Source organism: Rhizobium sp. 18065, assembly GCF_902706095.1.
Taxonomy (GTDB): Bacteria; Pseudomonadota; Alphaproteobacteria; order Rhizobiales; family Rhizobiaceae; genus Allorhizobium.
On record NZ_CACSJP010000002.1, the window covers coordinates 369568 to 385218 of the forward strand.

16 protein-coding genes and 1 tRNA gene are annotated in these 15651 nt (G+C 59.0%); 5 read left to right on the plus strand and 12 right to left on the minus strand.

What is annotated here, in order from left to right; genetic code table 11:
- Nucleotides 1–4 precede the first annotated feature (4 nt).
- Both GVK95_RS07580 and GVK95_RS07585 read left to right on the plus strand, forming a co-directional pair.
- Entirely contained in the window at nt 5–226 is a 222-nt protein-coding gene (locus tag GVK95_RS07580; protein ID WP_159948155.1) for a DUF1289 domain-containing protein, read from the plus strand.
- Complete coding sequence (locus GVK95_RS07585) at nt 223–924, plus strand: TIGR02281 family clan AA aspartic protease (protein WP_200844246.1); 702 nt, start codon at nt 223–225, stop codon at nt 922–924. Before GVK95_RS07580 ends, GVK95_RS07585 begins: the two co-directional genes overlap by 4 nt.
- Before the next feature lie 5 nt (nt 925–929).
- Here GVK95_RS07585 and GVK95_RS07590 read toward each other — a convergent pair whose 3' ends face one another.
- From GVK95_RS07590 to GVK95_RS07625, 8 genes are all read right to left on the minus strand, one after another.
- Nucleotides 930–1691 (minus strand): ABC transporter permease, encoded by a 762-nt coding sequence (locus tag GVK95_RS07590; protein ID WP_159948159.1) that lies wholly within the window; start codon nt 1689–1691, stop codon nt 930–932.
- Nucleotides 1688–2614, minus strand: coding sequence for an ABC transporter ATP-binding protein (locus GVK95_RS07595; protein WP_159948161.1), 927 nt, complete (start codon nt 2612–2614; stop codon nt 1688–1690). Before GVK95_RS07595 ends, GVK95_RS07590 begins: the two co-directional genes overlap by 4 nt.
- Nucleotides 2615–2704: 90 nt before the next feature.
- Nucleotides 2705–4006: a diguanylate cyclase gene (locus GVK95_RS07600; protein WP_159948163.1), complete on the minus strand. Its 1302-nt coding sequence runs from the start codon at nt 4004–4006 to the stop codon at nt 2705–2707.
- 102 nt (nt 4007–4108) lie between these two features.
- Nucleotides 4109–4933, minus strand: a complete 825-nt coding sequence (locus GVK95_RS07605) for a response regulator (RefSeq protein WP_159948165.1) — start codon at nt 4931–4933, stop codon at nt 4109–4111.
- A 222-nt stretch (nt 4934–5155) separates the two neighbouring features.
- Nucleotides 5156–5431, minus strand: a complete 276-nt coding sequence (locus tag GVK95_RS07610; protein WP_159948610.1) for a hypothetical protein — start codon at nt 5429–5431, stop codon at nt 5156–5158.
- Between the two features lie 121 nt (nt 5432–5552).
- The gene (locus GVK95_RS07615; protein WP_244618685.1) at nt 5553–8018 is read right to left on the minus strand and encodes a mechanosensitive ion channel family protein; all 2466 of its coding nucleotides are present in this window, start codon (nt 8016–8018) and stop codon (nt 5553–5555) included.
- 285 nt (nt 8019–8303) lie between these two features.
- Entirely contained in the window at nt 8304–8825 is a 522-nt protein-coding gene (hutX, locus tag GVK95_RS07620; protein ID WP_159948169.1) for a heme utilization cystosolic carrier protein HutX, read from the minus strand.
- Nucleotides 8826–8832: 7 nt separating this feature from the next.
- Nucleotides 8833–9174 carry an antibiotic biosynthesis monooxygenase gene (locus GVK95_RS07625; RefSeq protein ID WP_159948171.1) on the minus strand — a complete coding sequence of 114 codons (342 nt, stop codon included), beginning with the start codon at nt 9172–9174 and terminating at the stop codon, nt 8833–8835.
- A gap of 244 nt (nt 9175–9418) precedes the next feature.
- On the opposite strand from GVK95_RS07625, the gene GVK95_RS07630 reads away from it, so the two are divergent.
- Genes GVK95_RS07630 through GVK95_RS07640 form a run of 3 tightly spaced genes read left to right on the plus strand, consistent with a single transcriptional unit; the run spans nt 9419 to nt 12172 of the window.
- On the plus strand, nt 9419–10294 hold the full coding sequence (locus GVK95_RS07630) for an ABC transporter substrate-binding protein (RefSeq protein ID WP_159948173.1): 876 nt from the start codon (nt 9419–9421) through the stop codon (nt 10292–10294).
- Complete coding sequence (locus tag GVK95_RS07635; RefSeq protein ID WP_159948175.1) at nt 10291–11379, plus strand: iron ABC transporter permease; 1089 nt, start codon at nt 10291–10293, stop codon at nt 11377–11379. The genes GVK95_RS07630 and GVK95_RS07635 overlap by 4 nt, the downstream gene beginning before the upstream one ends.
- Nucleotide 11380: 1 nt before the next feature.
- Nucleotides 11381–12172, plus strand: coding sequence for a heme ABC transporter ATP-binding protein (locus GVK95_RS07640; protein ID WP_159948177.1), 792 nt, complete (start codon nt 11381–11383; stop codon nt 12170–12172).
- A gap of 341 nt (nt 12173–12513) precedes the next feature.
- Here the strand turns inward: GVK95_RS07640 and GVK95_RS07645 are convergent.
- From GVK95_RS07645 to GVK95_RS07660, 4 genes are all read right to left on the minus strand, one after another.
- Nucleotides 12514–12589, minus strand: a tRNA-Lys gene (locus GVK95_RS07645).
- Nucleotides 12590–12716: 127 nt separating this feature from the next.
- A complete protein-coding gene (locus GVK95_RS07650; RefSeq protein WP_159948179.1) occupies nt 12717–13634 on the minus strand; it encodes a PhzF family phenazine biosynthesis protein in 918 nt (305 codons plus the stop codon).
- Nucleotides 13635–13706: 72 nt separating this feature from the next.
- Nucleotides 13707–14432, minus strand: coding sequence for an NUDIX hydrolase (locus GVK95_RS07655; protein WP_159948181.1), 726 nt, complete (start codon nt 14430–14432; stop codon nt 13707–13709).
- 10 nt (nt 14433–14442) lie between these two features.
- Nucleotides 14443–15552: an endonuclease/exonuclease/phosphatase family protein gene (locus tag GVK95_RS07660; RefSeq protein WP_159948183.1), complete on the minus strand. Its 1110-nt coding sequence runs from the start codon at nt 15550–15552 to the stop codon at nt 14443–14445.
- Nucleotides 15553–15651 lie beyond the last annotated feature (99 nt).

Here is a 15651-nt window from a genome sequence, read left to right on the forward strand (position 1 = left end):
CGCGATGGAATCACCCTGCATTCTGATCTGTTCGATCGACGACAAGACCGGCTATTGTTTCGGCTGCGGCCGCACGCGCGACGAAATCGGCGCCTGGATTGGCTATTCCGACGCGGAGCGCCGCAACATCATGGCATCGCTTCCGGCACGACTGGAGACGGTCGAAAGAAAGCCCCGCCGCGAAACCCGCCGCACCCGCATGACACGTGAGCGCGAGACCGGCTGATGCGGCTGATCATTGTTCTGGCCATTCTCGGATTTGGCCTCGCCGTGTTGGTTTTCAATCATGACGCTGGCCAGAGTTTCGGCATCAGCAACGATGATTTCGGCAGCCTCGTCGCGACCCTCCCGATCATGCTGATGTTGTCCGCTGGTATCGTCGCCAGCCGCCGCTCGCTTGGTCAGAGCGCCAGGCAACTGGCGATATGGGTACTGATCACCATGGTGCTGGTAACGGGCTATCTCTATCGCAATGATTTCAGTGCCGTTGGCGAGCGGGTACTGGCCGGCCTGATGCCCGGCAGGGCCGTCACCGTGGCGACAGCAGATGGTTCGACCGAAGTCGTCCTGCACAAATCGTTGGGCGGTCACTTTGAAACCACCATCGGCGTCGGCCCTGTCTCCGTACCGGTTCTGATCGACACGGGCGCCAGCTCGGTTGCCCTGCGCTTTGAAGATGCCGTGCGCATCGGCATTGATCCGGCAACCATCAATTTCACCCGCACGGTGATGACGGCCAATGGCCGCGCATCTGCCGCCCCAGTCCGCATCCCTGAAATCCGACTTGGACCGATCACCCGCACCAATGTCGAAGGCGTGGTTCTGGAGGAAGGCAGGCTCGACCAGAGCCTGCTCGGTATGAGCTTTCTCTCGACGCTTGGATCGCTGCAGATGCAGACCGATGAATTGCGGCTCCGCGACTGAGGACGTCAGGGCCGCAGCTTGTAGCCCGTTTTGAAGATCCAGGCGAGAAATCCGAGGCAGAGCAGCAGGAACAGGCTGACCATGCCAAGGCTCAAAAGCGGATGCACGTCCGAGACCTCGAAAAAGCTCCAGCGGAAGCCACTGACAAGATAAAGCACCGGATTGAAATGGCTGATCGTCTGCCAGAACGGCGGCAGCATGTTGACCGAATAGAATGTACCGCCAAGGAAGGTCAGCGGCGGCACCACCAGCATCGGAACAAGGCTCAGCTGCTCGAAATTCTTCGCCCAGATACCGATGATGAAACCGGCCAGGCTGAACGTTACCGCGGTTAGCAGCATGAAGAACAGCATCAGCAGCGGGTGTGCGATCGACAGATCGACGAAGAAGGCCGCTGTCGCCAGAATGATCAGCGCGATCATCATGCCTTTGGTGGCCGCTGCCCCGACATAACCGATCAGGATTTCGCTCATCGCCACCGGCGCCGACAGGATCTCGTAAATGGTGCCGGTAAACTTCGGGAAATAGATCCCGCTCGATCCGTTTGAGATGCACTGGGTAATCAGCGTCAGCATGATCAGTCCAGGCGTGATGAAGCCGCCATAGGGCACGCCGTCGACTTCCTGCATGCGCGAGCCGACCGCCGCGCCGAAGACGATAAAATAGAGTGCCGTGGACAGAACCGGCGAAATCACGCTCTGCAGCAGGGTCCGCCGGGTGCGCGCCATCTCGTAATAGTAGATGGATTTGATCGCCTCGATATTCATTCAGCTTCTCCGATCAGCGAGACGAAAATATCCTCAAGCGAGGTCTGGCGCGTCGAAAGGTCGTCGAAACCGATGCCCGCGGCGTCAACATCCTGCAGCAGGCGGGCAATCGCTCCGTGATTGCTGCCAAGCTCGTAGTCGTAGATCAGCTGGTCGCCCGCTTCACTGAGATTTAGATTCCAGGAAGAAAGGCTTGCAGGAATTTCTTCAAGCCGCGAATGAAGCTGGATAGCCAGATGTTTTTTGCCGAGCTTGCGCATCAGCGCATCCTTGTCCTCGACCAGCAACAGTTTTCCTCGGTTGATCACGCCGATACGGTCGGCGATTTCCTGCGCCTCTTCGATATAGTGCGTGGTCAGGATGATCGTCACACCGGTCTGCCTCAAGCGCGACACGAGCTGCCACATATCCTTGCGCAGCGCGACATCGACACCGGCCGTCGGCTCGTCGAGAAACAGGATGCGCGGCTCGTGCGACAATGCCTTGGCAATCAAGACGCGCCGCTTCATGCCGCCGGAAAGCTCGCGCAACGCATTGTTGCGTTTCTCGAACAGCGTCAATTCCCGCAAGAGTGACTCGACCAGTGCAGGGTTCGGTTTCTTGCCGTTCAGTCCCCGCGAGAAGCTGACCGTGTTGACGACAGTCTCGAACATGTCGGTTGTCAACTCCTGGGGCACCAGACCGATCTCACCGCGCGTCTTGCGGAAATCCTTGACCACATCGTGGCCATCAACCAGCACCTGCCCGCTCGACGGATTGGTAATGCCGCAGACGATTGAAATCAGCGTTGTCTTGCCCGCACCGTTCGGCCCGAGCAGTGCGATGATTTCGCCCTCCTCGATATCGAGACTGACATTGTCGAGTGCTTTGAAGCCATTGGAATAGGTCTTGGACAGGGAACGAATGGAAATGATTGGCGCCATTGGCGGAGAACTCGCTTTTGCTATCGGCTGGCTGAATATAGGTGTCGAATACCCAGTTACCAGTGACAGCCACGGCTTACCGACACCAACTTATCCGCTGACCAGCATATTCTCCGAATAAACCCGGTTCCGACCGAGGCCCTTGGCCATATACAGCAACTGGTCCGCAGCATTCAGATAGTTGCTGAAGCTCTCGTGTTCGGCAATCTCCGCGACGCCGATGGAGACGGTGACACCAAGCTCCGAATCGTCGAGCGCAACGCGCATCTGCGCGATGTCCTCACGCAAACTCTCGCAAAATGCCGCCGCAGCGCTGGCATCGAGGCCCAGCAGAAGAACGCTGAACTCCTCCCCGCCCAGGCGAGCCAGCATGTGCCCGGTTCCGTCGAGCATGACGCTCAGCCGCCCGGCCACCGCCTTCAGCACCCGATCACCGACCTCGTGGCCGTAGCTGTCATTGAGCTTCTTGAAGTGATCTATGTCGAGCATGGCGATACTGCACGGCTCAGCGCGGGCACGAACGCTCGCCACCTGTGCCGGTCCTTCATCGAAGAAATAACGCCGGTTGCGCAATCCGGTCAGATAGTCGCTGAAGGCTGCATAGCGCAACTGCCGCAACTGCGACAGTGTCTCGATATTGTGCTGTATCCGGCATTGCAGTTCTTCCACCACATAGGGGCGGTAAACGAAGTCATTCGCGCCAGCCTTGAGGAAGCTTGCCGACAGCAGTCGATCAGAGGACGAGGAAATTCCGATGATGCGCAAGCGATCGCTGTGATGCTGCCGCCGTATGCGACGCGTCAGCTCGTAGCCGTTCATATCGGGCATATGGTAGTCGGTGATCACCAGTTCGATGTGAGGATTGTCGGCCAGCACCGTCAGTGCCTCAGCCCCGGTCGCTGCATCATAGACCTGGAATTTCTGCACGCGCAGCAGATCGACAAGCATCGCCCGGGCCGATGCCACGTCATCGACAACCAGAACGCCGACATTTCGATTTGACAGGATGCGATCGATCGACTCGACGACCATGTCGATCGCACGTTCATTGTCCTTGATCAGATAATCGGCAACGCCGCGCTCGAGCAGGCGCTCGCGCATGTCTCGATTGAAATCCGCGGTAAACACGACAGCCGGGACATTGAGCGCAACGACCTGATCCAGCACTTGCCCGTCATACGAATCCGGCAGGTTCAGATCGACAACAGCGATATCGAATACATCCGTTGCAATAGCAGCCTCGAACGATTTGACGGTCGCGCAATGGGTTACCTGATATCCAAGCTCGTGCTCGAACCGATGACATAAGATTGAGGAAAGAGAGCGTGAGTCCTCGATGACGAGAACATGGGCCTTGTTTCGCGACGCAGGCCGAACGGCATGGTCAGGCATGCGACTAGCAAATGAATTAAACATAACGACCTGCAATACCAGCGACAGGCGTGGAACCGGGTTCCCGCCTGCCGATTGTTCAACGCGAATTTGGCCCAGCGCCTACTTGTTGCGCGCTTGCGCCGCTCTGATTTGTACCAGCGTATCAAGGTTCTGGTTAACCCGGCAGTAGAATTCTTCGTCAATGAATGGCCGGAGCATGAAATCGTTTCCGCCAACCTTGAGGAAACGTGCCGAGAGCAGGCGGTTGTTGGACGACGAGACGCCGATGATCCGCAATTCGTGACTACCCCGAACGGAACGGATGCGCCGCGTCAGTTCGAAACCATCAATGTCGGGCATGTTGTAGTCGGTGACAACGAGGCCGATATCAGGATTGGACTTCAGAATCTCGATCGCCTTGGCACCGCTATCTGCAAGACTGACACGGAAGTTGTAGCGCTTGAGACGGCTGGAGAGCAGAGCACGTGCGGTGGCGCTGTCATCAACGATCAGCACATGGTGCCGGTGATTGGTCAGAAACCGGTAGACCGATTCAGCCAACATATCGACGGCAAAGACGTTGTCCTTGAGGATATAGTCGACAATGTCCTTGGCCAGCAGCTTTTCCCGGATTTCGTCGTGAAATGTCCCGGTGAAGACGATCGTCGGGATATTGCAATCGATCATGTATTCGAGCGCTTCGCCATTCTCGGCGCCGGGCAGATTGATGTTCGAGATTGCAAGTACGACTGGCTCGTCATTGAGCTCATTGGCCATCTGCATGTCTTCAAAAGTTCTGCAGATCTCGATATCGACGCCCATCAACTCCTTCAGGCGCTGGCTGATCATCTGTGTGAAGACGTTGGAATCTTCCCCGAGAATGATGCGGACATCGGGGAATGTTTCCCCGGAATATTGCATCCCGGAAATACCTAGAACTGCCATGACTCGCCTTTTTGTGTTTTATTCAACACTTAGCCATTTAGCAGTGATCATTTGCGGAACCGTTAATTTGGCCATTTTAAGGCAGCAACGCGAGACGATAGTTAAGCAATGCGGAAGTCTGACCTTTCGACAACCAATCGTACTTGCGCAAGATCGCTGACGAACACGCAGAACGGTTTTCGTCTGCCAGTACACACCACGCAGACGCCCGTCCCGGCGACTTCACTTGATCGTCGCGATACCGTCCTTGATATCGACGGTTTCACCGCCGGCAAGGCCAAGCCTGTCGCCATTTGGCAACGTCACGAAGCAACCTGTCGGGCAGATCGAATCCGAGCCTCCGGCGTCGAGCGAAACTTCGGCACGATTGCCGTTCTCCACCACGATCAGCACAATCGAAGACGTGCCGGAATTGCTGATCGAAGCCGCTGCGGCAACACCGGCCAGAGCCGGGGTCAAAGAGAAAAGCACGCCACCCACTGCCAGAAGTCTGATCATTTCGGTCGTGGGGTTCAAGACCCCGCCCTCTGTTGCGCATGACCGCTAGCAGGAAGGTTCTTCCCCGCGGCCTTACCCCTCTTCTGACGCATTCCCCCTGAATGGCGCCTGAATGAGGCATTCATGGCAGGAGTTTGTCATCATCCGCCCCGCCATGCAATTCGCTCTCGTCAAGCTGTCGTCCCGCTTCCTTGCCGCGATTGCGTCGCAGCAAGGCACTGCGGTCGCTGCCGCTCAGATGCAGCATCACATCCTGATGCGGATAAGGCATCGAAATCCCTTCGGCACGGAACCGCCGCAGGACTTCCATCCGCACACTGTTCCGGATCGCAAGGCCGTCGTTCATGTCGGCAAGATGGAAGCGCAGTTCGAAGTCGAGCGACGAGGCGCCGAAGCGAAGAAATTCGACATGCGGTTCGGGATTGCGCAGAACCTGCGGCACCGTGTTGATGATGTCGAGCAACAAATCGATCACCTCTTGCGGATCAGCCTCATAGCCGACGCTCACCGGGATTTCCGACCGCTGCATGCGGTTGCGGTGCGTCCAGTTGCCGACGGGCGCATTGATCAGCTCCGAGTTAGGCACGATGATCGACTGCTTGCGGAAGGTCTCGATCTCGGTTGCCCGAACAGAGATGCGCTTGACGATGCCTTCCGTCGTCCCGGTCAAGACATGGTCGCCGACCTTGAATGGCCGTTCCACCAGCAGGATGAGGCCGGAGACGAAGTTCGACACGATGTTCTGCAAGCCGAAACCGATGCCGAGAGACAGCGCGCCTGCGACCAGCGCCAGGCTCGACAGGTCGATACCGGCAGCCGATATCCCGACGATCCCGGCCAGTGCCGTGCCGAGATAACCAATACCGGTCTTCACCGAATTGCGCACACCCGGATCGACATGCGACCGCGCCATGACATTGCCGTCAAGCCACTTCTGCAGCCATCGTGTAACGACCAGACCCAGCGCAAACAGCAGGACACCGCCGAGAATGCCGAAGATCGAAATGCGGATCGTGCCGACATTCACCTCGGTGAAGAGATTGTAGAGCCACAACTGAATGTCGCGGGGCTGGAAACCCCATGACATCAGGATCAGCGGAATACCCAGGATCAGCGCAAAGGCGTAAATCAACAGGCCGGCAACGATACCGCTTTGATCGAGCCCCACCGGGCCAAGCCGGAAGCGGTTCGCCACATATTGCCCGATCCGGGTGTCGCCGAACTGGTTCGGGGCGGAGATCGCCTTGCCGGAGAGGATACCGATATACATGGTCGCCAACACCGCGCCGGCAACGACGATCTGGGTGGCGAGGAAGCGGGCAAAGCCGACATAACCGATGCTGCTCGCGAAGATCAGCAGCAGCCCGACCAGCCGGAACGTGACGGAAACGCTGCGTGGCCACGCTCTCCCCTTGTCAAACGGGTTGCCGCTTTCGGCAAGCACCGGGCGCAGGAACGAAACGATGAACAACAACAGGCCGACTGTGAGCGACGAGATCAGGCTCTTCATCACCGTCAACACAACCGGAGAGCTGAACGCCTCGCTGATCACCGCCAGGACATAATCCAGGCCGTTCACCAGGGCCATCAGGAAGATCGCAATCGTCAGGTCACGTGCGCCGACATTGGACAGTTTGACGAGACGCCAATTCGGCGCTCGCGGCGCAAGTGCTGCCCGCGAGATCATCGACACGAAAAAGACCAATCCAATGAAGCCGAAAATCGAACTGACGATCGGTGCTATGTCCGGTCTCAGGATATTGAACGTATCGAGAAGGAAATAGGTGTTTACCAGGAAAAAGCCGAACGCAAGCGACGGCAGGATCGTTGACCAGAAGGCCACCGACAAGCGGCTCATGTAGTTCGGGTTGTCGACCATCGGGTCTCTGCGGATCAGCGAACCGAACAGGCGATATTCGATGAACAGCATCGCAGACGCCAGCACCACCGAAAGAAAGACCGTGATCGCGAACGGCACCGTCTTGAACTTCAACACGAACACGATCCAGCTGACGATACTTCGGTGAACGCGTTCGACATCCGCGGAGAAGGATTCTACTGCCTCTGCCGCGACCTGGGCGTTGATTTCGGTATGTTCGAAAAGCTGATCGGTGAAGATTGCGCGCCGGATACCCGTGATTCGATCTGCAAGCGACTTGCCCTCGATCGACAGATCCTCGGCCTGCCCGGTCAGCGCATTGATCTGCGAGCGAGCGGCGTTCTGTCGGTTGCGCTCTTCCGTCACGTCCGCAGCTTCCGCCGGTTGTCCTTCAGCAGGCGGCTCTCCCAGTTCGGTCAAGCGGGTCTGGATATCGTTCAGCCGCGGCCTGAGATCGACGGAGATGGCTAGAAGGTCGCGGACCATGCCATCGGCCTGGACTTTCAGATCGGCCAGAACGCGATCGTCCTGCTTGTTCTGTTCAACCTGATTGTTCAGGCTTTCCAGCCGCTTGCGCGCTTGCTCGATTTGCGAATCGGCTTTCGCCAGTTTTTCATCCCGAACTGGCTGCACAACAGCAGGCGTTGTTGCGACGGCAGGTGCGGTCGCTGCTGCCGGTATCGGCGCAGCCTCTGCGGGCGTGGCCACCGGGGCCGCCGCATCGGCTGCAGGAGCCTGCACACCCGGTTGCGTCTGCTCTTGTGTCTGGGCGTGCGCCGCCATTGAATGGCAATCGGGCGGCGGCAAAACAGCCGCTGCGAGCGTAAGAACAATGGAAAAGAAGCCGTATCGAAGTCGGATCAATGCAAATCCCTAGCCTGAATGAGAAATCGGCGGGACCATAGAACCAGTTATAGGCAAAAGAAAGAACAGCTTAAATGACAAAGGCCGGCGGAGAAATCACTCCACCGGCCATCGTAAAACTATCAACCGTTAGAATGCTGCGGCGACCCGAAGAGCCTCGAAGCGCAGCACCTGATCTTCGATCAGTGCACGATCCTTGTCGCGGCGAACAAAGACCTTGAACATGGCCTTGCCGTCACCATTCATGAACCAGACGGAGCACGACCGGCGGCCATGGAAGCCACGATCGACGAATGCGATGTTCACGCAACGATCCTTGCGGATATGCCCACCGATCGGGCTGTCGCCATGGATGTTGAACCAGCCATGGCCTTCGCTGCCGTCGACAAGTGCGCCGTTCACTTCCAGCACGATGTCATCGGTATGCACGATCAGCAGGATTTCGCCCCAGCCGGTCATGTCTTTCCAGACGGCATCCCAGCGCGCGGCCGGCACCAGCACGGCAGCGCCCGCCGGCAGCACGGAGAGCACATCCGCCGGAGACACATCGGCCTGAGCGGCGATCTGCTCGATGACGCCTTCCGGCTTTTCCGCAAGAGCGGCAAGCGCGCGCTCGGCGCGATCATTGGTCGATTGAAGAGACGTATCCATCATGCGCTCACGCAGCAACTTCGGCGCGTTTGCCGGTATGATCTTCGTGGATGATCACGTCGAATCCTTCGAAATGCGGACCCGAGAGATACTGGACCTTGCTCTCGCCAGTGCGGGCATGAGCTGCCCGGAACTGCTCCGACTGCGTCCAGCCGACGAAATGCGCATGGCTTTCCCACACAGTGTGCGAGGCATAGAGCGTGTGATCCTCGGCCTTGCCGCCCTTCAACATGTGAAACTCAACATAGCCGGGCACTTCAGCCAGCCGCGCCTGGCGCGAAAGCCACTGGTTTTCAAAGGCCTCTTCGAAGCCCGGCACAACGCGAAAACGGTTCATGGCAATATACATGTGACTGATCCTCTCGATCGAAAATGAACGCGGCGCGATACAGGAAAATCGCCATCGGGAGCTCATTTCCAGATCTCACCAACGCAGCATCTAGCCTGCAATCTGTTGCCTTCCTAGATAAACTTGTGTAACTAAGTCAAGTTAATTGTCGCTGCATTCCCGGCGCCATCACACCCCGAAACAGCGCGAGGCGACGTCAGTCGGAAAGCTGCTGATCCCCTTGCACCATAGGTTTAGCGATAACATGCGTTCTGTTCCTTTGCCCCGCCGTCTCATCCTTTCTCTTGCCTGCGTTTTGGTAATTGCACCGCAGGCAGCCCTTGCCCAATCGCCCGATGCCAAGCGCATCGTCGCCATCGGCGGCACGGTGACGGAAATCATCTATGCGCTGGGTGAAGGCGACCGGATCGTGGCCGTCGATACGACCAGCAGCTATCCGGCAGAAGCCACCCAGAAGCCCAATATCGGTTATGTCCGCCAGGTCTCGGCCGAGGGCGTTCTGTCGCAGAAGCCGGACCTGATCATCGCCGAGGCAGGTGCAGGCCCTGCCGATGCAATGAACATTCTCAAGGCAAGTGGCCTGACACTGATCAGCATTCCAAGCCCGCCGGATACATCTGCCATTCCCGCCAAGATCCGCGCCGTGGGCGAAGCGATCGGTCGCAAGGACAAGGCGGACGAACTCGCGCTCAAGGTCGAGGCGACGCTGAAGGCGACGGCAGAAAAGACCGCGTCCACAACCACCAAGAAAAAAGTACTCTTTGCCCTGTCGCTTGCCAATGGCCGCGTCATGGCCGGAGGGTCGCAAAGCTCGGCTGATGCCATCATCCGGCTTGCCGGTGGCGAGAACGCCGTCAGTTCCGTCTCGGGTTACAAGCCCCTGACCGATGAAGCGGTTATTGCGGCAGCACCCGACGTCGTGCTGGTCATGAGCGGTGGCGCCATGCATCTGACGGCTGAACAGGCATTCGCCCTGCCCGCCCTGGCGTCGAGCCCTGCGGCCAGGAACAAGGCATTCGTTACCATGGACGGCCTCTATCTGCTTGGCCTCGGCCCCCGCGCAGCAGACGCCGCCGCAGAACTGCACGGCAAGCTTTACCCGGAGGCGACAAAGCCGTGAACACCTTGGCGCTTCTTGCCGGTCGCGGCGCCGTTAGCGGCGACCGCTCCGCCCTCGGCCTGCTGATGCTGGTCGCGCTGACGCTCTTGCTGGTGCTTGCCATCTTCACGTCAATCGTCGTTGGCCCGACAGGCGTCGGCCTGCCCCATCTGCTCGACTACCTGAGCGGCAATGCGGCCGCTCTCGACAGCCAGAACCTGTTGATCCTCGAAGCCGTACGCCTGCCCCGCACAGCCATCGGCCTGCTGATCGGGGCAGCGCTTGGCGTCTCGGGCGCCATGATGCAGGGCCTGTTCCGCAATCCGCTGGCAGATCCGGGCATTGTCGGCGTAACCTCCGGCGCCGCACTTGCGGCAGTCACCGCGATTGTGCTCGGCCCGACGCTGCTTTTCCCGCTGCAATCCCTGCTCGGTGAGCAGTTTCTGCCGCTAATGGCCTTCCTCGGTGGCCTTGCCAACACGTTCCTGCTGTATGCCATCGCCACACGTCACGGCCAGACGTCGACGACAGCCCTGATCCTGTCCGGTATCGCAATCGCCGCCATGACGGGTGCTGCGACCGGCCTGCTGATCTTCATGGCCGACGACCGCGCCCTGCGCGACATCACTTTCTGGTCGCTGGGTTCGCTGAGTGGCGCAAGCACCGCCAAGATCCTCGCGATTTTGCCCTTTGTCGGCTTCGTCATGCTGATCATCCCCTTCGTCGCAAAGGGTCTCGATGCGCTTGTCCTCGGCGACGCCGCGGCATTCCATATGGGCATACCGGTCCAGCGCCTGAAGCGGTTGACGATCCTCGCAGTGGCGGCCGCCTGTGGGGCAACGGTTGCCGTCGCCGGCTCGATCGGCTTTGTCGGCATCATCGTCCCGCACCTGCTCCGATTGGCCATTGGTCCGTCGCATCGCTTCCTGCTGCCAACCTCGGCGCTTGGCGGCGCTTCGCTGTTGCTCTTTGCCGACAGCATCGCGCGCACGGTTGTTGCTCCGGCCGAACTGCCGATCGGCATCATCACCGCGATCCTCGGAGCACCGGTTTTCCTCATGCTTTTGCTCGGCCGCAAAAGCCGTTCGAGCATGGAGGACCTGTGAGATGATCCAGGCAAGAGAAATCAGCATCATTCGCAGCGGACGCGCACTCATCGACCGAGTCAGTCTCGATCTCACGCCGGGACGCTTCACCGTGGTGATCGGCCCGAACGGTGCCGGCAAGTCCACTCTGCTCAAGGCCATCTCCGGCGAGTTGCACCCCGACCATGGCGAGGTCATATATCATAGCCGCCGCCTGACCGCCCTGTCGCCGATCGAGCTGGCGGCGGAACGGGCTGTCCTGCCACAATCGACAGCCCTGTCATTTCCCTTCACCGCCCTGGAAGTGGTTCGCATGGGCGCGGTCGCCCATGGCAGCCTCGAGCCCGGCCTTGCGGCCCGCCAGGCGCTCGTCCGTGTCGGCCTTGGCGGCTTTGAGGCAAGAAGTTACAACGCGCTCTCAGGCGGCGAGCAGCAGCGTGTGCAACTGGCTCGCGTGCTGGCGCAGATGCCCTCGCCTGTCTCGAACGGCAAGCCATGCGCGATCTATCTCGATGAGCCAACGGCCAGTCTGGATATCGGCCACCAGATTTCCGTCCTGGAACTGGCCCGCGACTTCGCCCGTTCCGGCGGCATCGTGCTCGCTATCCTGCATGACTTGAACCTTGCCGCAGAGTTTGCCGACCATCTTGCCATCCTGCACAAAGGCCGACTTGTCTGCGAAGGCCTTCCTGGCGATACCATCAACGACAGCATCATCCGTGATGTTTACGGCATCAGCGGCACAGTCGGGCGCCTACCTGCCAATCACATTCCCTATGTGTTGCCGCAGTCGAGGCAGTCGGCTCAACGCTGAGCCGGCTATGCAGGTTATCCACAGCTATCCACAGGGCAAGCAAACATAAACACGACTGAAAATGGCAACGGAAGGCGAACACGGCCGACAAAATGCAGGAACATGCAAGGAACATCTCGGATGCGCACCGGCAGCAGCACCGCAGGGGAAATCATGGAAAAACGTTAGCCGGCTGCCAATGCCGTTTCGCTGATATCGGTCGTTGATTTCCTCGCCTTGCGGTCCACTCGAACCGGCTCACGCCGATCGCTGTCAATGCACAACACAAAGGATCATGAACGTCTCAATCGCCGGCGACCTTTGGGTCACCACATATCCAAACCATTGGAAAGATTGAAAAATGGTGGGTGATGTAGGGCTCGAACCTACGACCCGCTGATTAAGAGTCAGCTGCTCTACCAACTGAGCTAATCACCCGCCGCGCCCCGTTCTGGAGGCGTGACCGGGCGTATAAACAGGATATCGAACCTTGTCTAGCGCCGAGACGAAAATTCTTGGCTGTTTGGTCAAAAAAATTTCAGAAATCCGAAATTTCCTTTATTTTTCAAAGATCGAGGCTACCGGCTGCGAGACGCACCGCCTGACCGCCAATGCGAGCACGCGAAATCGCGCCGTCCTTAACGTCGATATGCAGATGGATGTAGGACGACCTGCCCATCTCCACGCCCTGCTCTACCATCAGCGGATGATGGCCATCCGGCAATCCATCGAATTGCCAGATCGCACCCGACAGCGCAGCGACGGCAGATCCCGTGGCCGGATCCTCGGTGATACCCATGTCGGGCGAGAACATCCGCGCATGGAACTTCGCCGCATGATGGACCCCGCCGCGGCAGTACACATAGGCAGGCGTAAGGCGCCCCTCACACAAGGGCGCTGTCCGCTCCCACAGTTGCGGATCGAACTCCAGGCTTTCGACAGCGGCGATGTCGTGGACCGGCACCAGCAGAAACGGCACACCGGCTCCCCAGATGGCCGGTACGTGGTTTTCGAAGCCGATGGCCGTCACCTTCAGCGAAAGCGCGTCAGCGATGCCTTGGCGGTCGAGTGGAAGCTCATAGCGGCTTGAGGTCCGCGGCAGATCGAATTCGGCAAAGCTCGCCTCGCCGGGTCTGAGCCTGACCGCACAGCGGACCGGGCCTACATTTTCTTCCAGCACCGAGACAAGATCGAGACCGCCGTCCTGATCGCCATAGGCCTGCTCCGCAAGCGCGATCGCGGTACCGACTGTCGGATGACCGGCAAATGGCAGTTCGCGCGCCGGCGTGAAGATACGGATGCGTGTGGCATGTACGGAATTGCCGGATTTCTGGACAAAGACAGTTTCGGAAAGATTGAACTCGGCCGCGATCGATTGCATGGCCTGATCCGTGAGATCGTCACCGTCGAAAACCACGGCCAGCGGATTGCCGGCAAGTTTGCGGTCGGTGAAAACGTCATAGATGGAATAGTTTCGTGCCACGGGCAATCTCCGGTCGGTCGCATTTGGCCCGTCACACTGCCCCAGCGCAACGCGCAAGGCAAGCAACAGGCGTCACCGCCGCGACCGGAAATACCAGTCGAGAATTGGAAGCATGGCGACATTGTAGCGATGCGCTTTGTGGTCTCCGTCACGGATGGCAACGGCTCGGCAAATTTCCTGGTCTTCGGCTTCGCTGGCAAACATGTTGATCGCCGCGATCAGATCATCCGCCACAGCATCGAATTGAAAGATCTGGAAAAACGTCAGCCTGCGGGGTCGGTAACTCGCATAGACCAGACCGTCTGTCGCCGCCTCCTTGAGATCAAGCCCCGTTTCCTCCAGCACTTCGCGACGCATATTACCGGCAAGATCGCAGACGCCATCGACGACATCCGAGGCATCCAGCGAGCCGGCCGCGAAATAGACCTGTCCGGCATTTGCCGTGTGCGGCGCCATCTCCACCGCAATCAGCGCACCGTCGGACGAGGCGATAACCGGATAGCCGAACAGATGGCAGGCCCCTGACCTGTCCTGCTGCTTGCGCCACCACAGAAAGGTGGAAAACGATGACAGATAACCTTCGGCTTCGATCGCAGCCCCGTTCAGCCGGATCCGGTGCTGCAGGATCATTCGCCCATCGAACAGCCTCGGATTGGCCGCATGCTCGACGGCCCAGTTCTCGGCGACCGCTTCGCGCATCGCCTCCTCCAGAGGATGAATGCCCGGCAACACTGCCAGACGATAGGATTGAATCGGCATCACCGTGCCATCGACCTTAAGGCCGGTCTCATCGATCATATCGGGCTCTTCACGGCACATGCAGTGTGATCGCGACAGGGCAATGATCGGAAGCCTTCGGCCTGTCCCAGCCGACGCGCGGATAGCGCTCGATTTCCTGGCCCGGCGGAAATGGCGTCCGGAACGGCTGGCCGTTGCGGATGATGTCAGGCGTGACGGTCGGATTGGCCCGCGCAAGCGCCGGCGACAGCCAGATATAGTCCAGTTGGCACAGATGCTGCTCTTCCGGCCCGCGCGCGTGATAAAGCGTCCAGCGATCGAGAACAGGACGTCGCTGCATGACGTTTTCGGCAAATCCGTCAGAGGACAAGATGTCGAGGGCGCTGTTCAGCCCGCCGACCGGCTCGAACCGATACCCGAGACGCCGTTCTCCGATCACATCGACGCGCTCCTGATAGTCGTTCATGTCCCCGCAGATGAGGAAATTGGTCTCGGCCACATGATCCTTGCCAAACCGATTTTCGATGATGTGGCGCACAGCCTTCACTTCTGCCTCGCGGATCGGCCTGGTGCTCTCCCGCCCATCGACTCCATCGCGACCATTGCTCATCGACTTGAGGTGCAGGACATAGAGTGTCAGCGGCCGCCCACCAATGCGCAGATCAAGCTCGAGACAATCCCGTTTGAAGATCTTGCTGTCCGGCTGCAGACTGGGCCCGAGGCCGGAATGGTAGAGCGACAGGTCTCTGTAGGTGAGCGCAGCATGGCTCTTGATGTCGACAAGCTCGATCCGCTCGCCGCCGCGGGTCTGTTCGCGCATCAGCACAGCCACGTCGATGCCACGGCTGTCATTGCCCTCGATAATGTATTTCTGCCGGTAGCCCGCCCCGGCCATGCGGAAGAGATAGCCATACTCGAACGCCTGTAGCGACTCCATGTTGTCCACCTCCTGCAGGCAGAGGATATCCGCATCGGTATCGGCAATCGCAAGCGCCGAAAGCTGCCTTGTGTCGTCGGTCGTGGCCACAACCCGCGCCGCCTCCAACTGCTGATAGCCGATCTCGGTCTTGATCTCGAAGAGTTTCAGCACCCGGTCTGAGCGCAACTGGTTGCGAAAGCCGGTGAAATCGAACCGGGCGATCAGGTTCTCGATATTGAAGGTTGCGATACGCAGCGACATCTCGATTGCAGCCTTTCGAGCCGGGAGGAGAATCTGTGGGAACGACCTTCGAGCTTTATTGCAGAGATTTTCCGGCAGCGCGACACAGCAGCCGATTTC